Source organism: Archangium sp., from assembly GCF_036388035.1.
Classification (GTDB): Bacteria; Myxococcota; Myxococcia; order Myxococcales; family Myxococcaceae; genus Archangium.
The window spans coordinates 1-5,171 of record NZ_DASVSO010000351.1 but is presented as its reverse complement, the minus strand read 5'-3'; the positions used below and the strand labels follow the sequence as shown (position 1 = coordinate 5,171).

The 5,171-nt window shown below is 69.3% G+C and carries 6 protein-coding genes; 5 read left to right on the top strand and 1 reads right to left on the bottom strand.

From position 1 onward, the window contains the following. Together VF697_RS14355 and VF697_RS14350 are read left to right on the top strand one after the other, a co-directional pair. A partial coding sequence (locus VF697_RS14355) for an MBL fold metallo-hydrolase (RefSeq protein WP_331095278.1) occupies window positions 1–986 on the top strand: 986 nt, incomplete at its 5' end. A gap of 30 nt (window positions 987–1,016) precedes the next feature. After that, window positions 1,017–2,141: a sterol desaturase family protein gene (locus VF697_RS14350; RefSeq protein ID WP_331095276.1), complete on the top strand. Its 1,125-nt coding sequence runs from the start codon at window positions 1,017–1,019 to the stop codon at window positions 2,139–2,141. A gap of 4 nt (window positions 2,142–2,145) precedes the next feature. On the opposite strand, the gene VF697_RS14345 is transcribed toward VF697_RS14350, so the two are convergent. Beyond that, complete coding sequence (locus VF697_RS14345; protein ID WP_331095275.1) at window positions 2,146–2,937, bottom strand: SDR family oxidoreductase; 792 nt, start codon at window positions 2,935–2,937, stop codon at window positions 2,146–2,148. Between the two features lie 173 nt (window positions 2,938–3,110). Here VF697_RS14345 and VF697_RS14340 point away from each other — a divergent pair, with 173 nt between their 5' ends. The 3 genes from VF697_RS14340 to VF697_RS14330 all read left to right on the top strand — a co-directional run. Then, on the top strand, window positions 3,111–3,767 hold the full coding sequence (locus tag VF697_RS14340) for an Isoquinoline 1-oxidoreductase subunit (protein ID WP_331095273.1): 657 nt from the start codon (window positions 3,111–3,113) through the stop codon (window positions 3,765–3,767). Then, a complete protein-coding gene (locus VF697_RS14335) occupies window positions 3,764–4,225 on the top strand; it encodes a (2Fe-2S)-binding protein (protein WP_331095271.1) in 462 nt (153 codons plus the stop codon). The genes VF697_RS14340 and VF697_RS14335 overlap by 4 nt, the downstream gene beginning before the upstream one ends. 7 nt (window positions 4,226–4,232) lie before the next feature. Continuing rightward, window positions 4,233–5,171, top strand: a 939-nt coding sequence (locus VF697_RS14330; protein ID WP_331095270.1) for a molybdopterin cofactor-binding domain-containing protein, incomplete at its 3' end; no start/stop codon positions are given.

Below are 5,171 nucleotides of genomic sequence, written 5' to 3'. Positions count from 1 at the left end.
TTGGCGGCTGCATCTTCTCCGCTCCCACCTGGAAGGGACCCAAGAGCGACCACTTCGATGGCGAGCGCTTCGTCAACCTGGAGCCTCGCGAGCCGAGGGGAAGCTTCCTGAAATGGCAGCTCCACCGGAAGCCGGGCCCCTGGACGGAGTGGCACGACGTGCCTCCCGGCCCACCTCCGCCCCAGCGTGTGGAGCGCGGCGGCCTGCGCGTGACGTTCATCAACCACGCCTCGGTGCTGCTGCAACTGGACGGGCTCAACATCCTCACCGACCCCATCTACAGCGAGCGGTGCAGCCCGGTCTCCTTCATCGGCCCCAAGCGGGTGCGGCCGCCGGGCATCCGCTTCGAGGACCTGCCCCCCATCGACGTGGTGGTGCTCAGCCACAACCACTATGACCACATGGACGTGGCCACGCTGCGGCGGCTCCAGGAGAAGTTCCCCGAGCTGCGCATCTTCGCCGGGCTGGGCAACCGCGCCTTCCTCGAGGGCAAGGGCCTGGACCACGTCACCGAGGTGGACTGGTGGCAGGAGTTCCCCCTGAGCCCCGAGGTGACTCTGGTGAGCGCGCGCACCCAGCACTTCTCCAACCGGGGCCTGTTCGACCGGGGAGGCACGCTGTGGACGGGCTACGTCTTCCGAGGGCCGCATGGCACCAGCTACTTCGCGGGGGACACGGGCTGGGGCCGCCAGTTCGCCGAGGCCCGCGAGCGCTTCGGCCCCATGCGTCTGGCGGTGCTCCCCATCGGCGCCTACAAGCCCGAGTGGTTCATGTCCCCGGTGCACGTGTCGCCAGGTGAGGCCGTACGCGCCAGCGTGGACCTGGGTGCGCGCTACAGCGTCCCCATGCACTACGGCACCTTCAAGCTCGCGGACGACGGCGAGGACGAGCCCGTGGAGGACCTGAAGCGAGCCCTCGCGGAGCTGGGCCAGGAGGCGCCCGAATGGTGGGTGCTGGGCTTCGGCGAGGGGCGTGACGTGCCATAGTCACGGCACTCTCCCTTCCGCCGGACCGCCATGCTCGACAAACTCAACCGCCTGTCCGAGTCCCACGGCCACCTGCCGCGGGGCGTCGGCGTCGTCTCCGGTGTCTTCGCGCTGATCCTCGGCGGCCTTTGCTTCCTGGGTGTGCTGGCCTTCCACTTCCCGGCGTACCTGACCACGCCGGAGCTGCGCCGCGGCTACGACGTGGCCGGGCTCCGGGAGGTGATGTTCTGGGCCATGGTGGTCTCGGGCGGCATCTCGCTCGGCAACATCGCGCTCGGGCGGGTGCGCTGGCTGTCGGCCTGGGCCTTCTTCTTCGTGGCCGTGACGGCGCTCCTGGGTGGGCACAAGGTGCCGGTCCACGACTTCGCCGACCACACCCCGTATATCGGCCTGGACTGGTTCATCCTCGACCTGCTCGGGTCGAGCCTCATCTTCATCTTCATCGAAAAGCTCTTCCCGCTCCGGCGCGAGCAGCCGGTGTTCCGCGCCGAGTGGCAGACCGACTTCCACCACTTCATCGTCAACCACATGGTGGTCGGCTTCATCCTCCTGGCCACCAACCTGCTGGTGCACAAGCTGTTTGGCTGGGCCGTGCGCGGCGGCGTGCAGCAGTGGGTGGAGGGCCTGCCCTTCGTCGTCGAGCTGTTCCTCATCATCCTGCTGGCCGACCTGGTGCAGTACTGGACGCACCGCGCCTACCACGAGGTGCCCGCGCTCTGGCGCCTGCACGCCGTCCACCACAGCGTGAAGAGCATGGACTGGCTGGCCGGCTCGCGACAGCACATCCTCGAGCTGCTCCTCACCCGCACGCTCATCCTCGCCCCCATCTACGTGCTCGGGTTCAGCAAGGAAGTGATTGATGCCTACATCGTCATCGTCGGCTTCCAGGCCGTGTTCAACCACGCCAACGTGAGCGTGCGGCTCGGGCCGCTGCGCTACCTGCTCGTCACTCCCAACTTCCACCACTGGCACCACAGCCAGGACCCGGAAGCGCTCGACCGCAACTACGCGGCCCACTTCGCCTTCCTCGACTACCTGTTTGGCACCGCGGTGAAGAGCGACCGCGAGTGGCCGAGCGACTACGGCGTGCTGGGCGATTACGTGCCGGACGGCTTCTTCAAGCAGCTGGCCTTCCCATTCCGCTGGAAGGGTTGAGCGCCTACCAGAGCACGGGCCTGCGGTTGCGGAAGAAGCCGCCCGTGGGCCCTTCGGGAGGCAGCGTGGCCGCCCACACGAGGACGTCCGCTCCCCGCTCGACGCTGCGCGCGGCATGCGGCCCGCCCATCTGCGTCCTCACCCAGCTCGGGCAGACGGCGTTGACGAGCAGGTTGCGGGGCTTCAGCTCCTCGGCGAGCACGCGCGTGAGCGCGTTGAGGCCCAGCTTGGACACCCGGTAGGCAGAGCCCGGCCAGCCCTTCCGCTCGTACACGCCCGCGCGCACGTCCTCGATGAAGGAGCGCAGGAGCGTCTGGAGCTGCTCCTTGGGAGGTGGCGGATTGAAGCGCCGCTGGAACGCGGGCGGATAGTCCTTCAGCTCGGCCAGGGCGCTGGACACCATGACGATGCGCCCGTGCTCCTCCACCAGCGGCAGCAGGCGCTCGGTGACGTGCAGCGGCCCGAAGAAGTTCACGGCCAGTGTGTACTCGGCCACGTGGGCGTTGAAGCCGTCCATGGCGATGCCCGCGTTGTTGACGAGCGCCGAGAGCCGGACTCCCTCTTGCTCGAGGCGCCCCGCCAGCGTGGAGAGGCTCTCCTGGGAGGCGACATCCAGGAACTCGAAGTGGACGTCGAGTCCCTCGGAGCGGAGGGCCTCACAGGCCTGCTGGCCCTCGGTGGAGTCAGGGGCCGTCAGCAACACCCGCCAGCCGAGCCGTCCGAGCTGCCGGCAGGTCTCCAGTCCCAGACCGCGATTGGCCCCCGTGACGAGGACCGTTCTGGTTGCCTGCTTCATGCGCCTGCCCCTCCGCTCGGGAGTTGCCTCCACTCTCGCCGTGCTTCCGCGCGCTGACAAGGGGGGCACGGGATGTTCGCCCGAATACTTCTCAATCGTTCGGTGGCCCCTTTCACGCGAGCCCGCACGCTCTGTCCTTGAGATTGGAAACGAACCGGCGGACCCTTTTTCGAATGCCATCGCCCCTCCGCACCTGGGCGTCCGTCCTCGTCCTCCTCGCGGCGGCCGGCTGTAGTCGGCGCCAGCCCGAGTCGACCGCGCGGCCGTCCGATGTTCTTCCCCCCGTAGGCCCGAGCGAGCTCCGCGCTCCCGAGGCATTCGGTGTCATCACCGACCGGGCCGATCGTTCGCGCGCACTCTTCCTGGAAGCCAGCCGGGTGCTGCTCCACCCGCGGTGCGCCAACTGCCATCCCAGCGGTGACACGCCCCTCCAGGGAACCGAGTGGCAGGCCCACTACCCTCCGGTCCTGCGCGGCCCCGAGGATCGCGGCGTGGTCGGACTCGAGTGCACGAGCTGCCACCAGGACCGGAACCTCGAGCTCGCGCGCGTGCCTGGAGCGCCGAACTGGCACCTCGCGCCCCTGGAGATGGCCTGGGTGGGTCGCACGCCACGTCAGGTGTGCGAGCAGCTCAAGGACCGGAAGCGAAACGGGGGCAAGACGCTGGCGCAGATCGTCGAGCACAACGCGCACGATGAGCTCGTGGGCTGGGGTTGGGCCCCCGGCTCGGGGCGGGAGCCGGCGCCGGGCACGCAGGAACGCTTTGGGGCGATTGTCGCGGCCTGGGTGGAGACCGGCGCGGAGTGCCCGCCCGAGGAGGCGAAACCATGACCGTTCGAGTCCGCATCAATGGCGTCGAGCAGGAGCTCGACGTCGACCCCGAGATGCCGCTGCTGTGGGCGCTGCGCGATGTCATCGGCCTCACCGGCACGAAGTACGGCTGCGGTCAGGCGCTGTGCGGCGCGTGCACCGTCCACATTGATGGCCAGGTGGTGCGCGCGTGCGTGACGCCGATCCGCCGCGCGGATGGGCACTCGGTGACGACGATTGAAGGGCTCTCGGCGGACGGGAACCACCCCCTGCAGCGCGCCTGGAATGACCTGGGCGTTCCGCAATGCGGGTTCTGCCAGGCGGGGCAGATCATGACCGCGGCGGCCCTGCTCGCCAAGAAGCCGAAGCCCACCGACGCGGAGATCGACCAGTCGCTCGCGGGCAACCTGTGCCGGTGCGGCACGTACACGCGCATTCGCGCGGCCGTGAAGAAGGCCGCCGGTCTTCCCGAGGAATGAGGACGCGATGAGTCAACGGCCCCTGTTGATCGCCCGGCGGTCCTTCCTGGCTGGACTGAACCTCGCCGTGGGAGGCCTCGCGCTCGGCTTCGCCACCAACGAGCGCCCCACCAACGAGCCCTCGGGAAAGCCGGGGCCCAAGCCGAAGACGAGCTCGCCGGCCGAGGAGAAGCGCGCCCCCGGCCTCAACCCGAACGTCTTCGTGCACGTGGCTCCGGATGGGCTGGTGACGATCGTCTGTCACCGCTCCGAGATGGGTCAGGGCATTCGAAGCTCGCTTCCCGTGCTGATCGCCGACGAGCTCGGCGCGGACATGGCGCGGGTGAAGATCACCCAGGCCGATGGCGACAAGGTCTACGGCGACCAGAACACCGACGGGTCCAACAGCGTCCGTGGCATCTACGAGGACATGCGCCGCGTGGGCGCCACCGCGCGCACGATGCTGATCTCGGCCGCGGCGAAGCGCTGGAAGGTGTCGCCGGAGTCCTGCGAGGCGCGCGACCACGTCGTCGTCCACCGCGACAGCCAGCGCACGCTCGGCTTCGGAGAGCTCGCGCTCGAGGCGGGCAAGCAGCGGGTCCCCCCGCCCTCGGAGGTCCGGCTTCGGCCGAAGGCGGAGCTGCGCCGCGTGGGCAAGCCGCTGCCGCTCCTCGACTCGCCCGCCTACGTCACCGGGACCGCGACGTTCGGAGCTGACGTCCGGCTCCCCGGCATGCTCACGGCGGTGATCGCCCGGCCCCCCGTCGTGGGAGGGCACGTGGCGCGGTACGACGCCAGCCGTGCGCTCGCGATTCCCGGGGTGAAGCGCGTCATCGAGCTTCCAGCGCCGAAGCCTCCGTACATGTTCCAGTCCTGGGGAGGCCTCGCCGTCCTCGCGGACAACACCTGGGCGGCGATGCGGGGCCGCGCCGCACTCGACATCACCTGGGAGCATGGCGGGAACGCG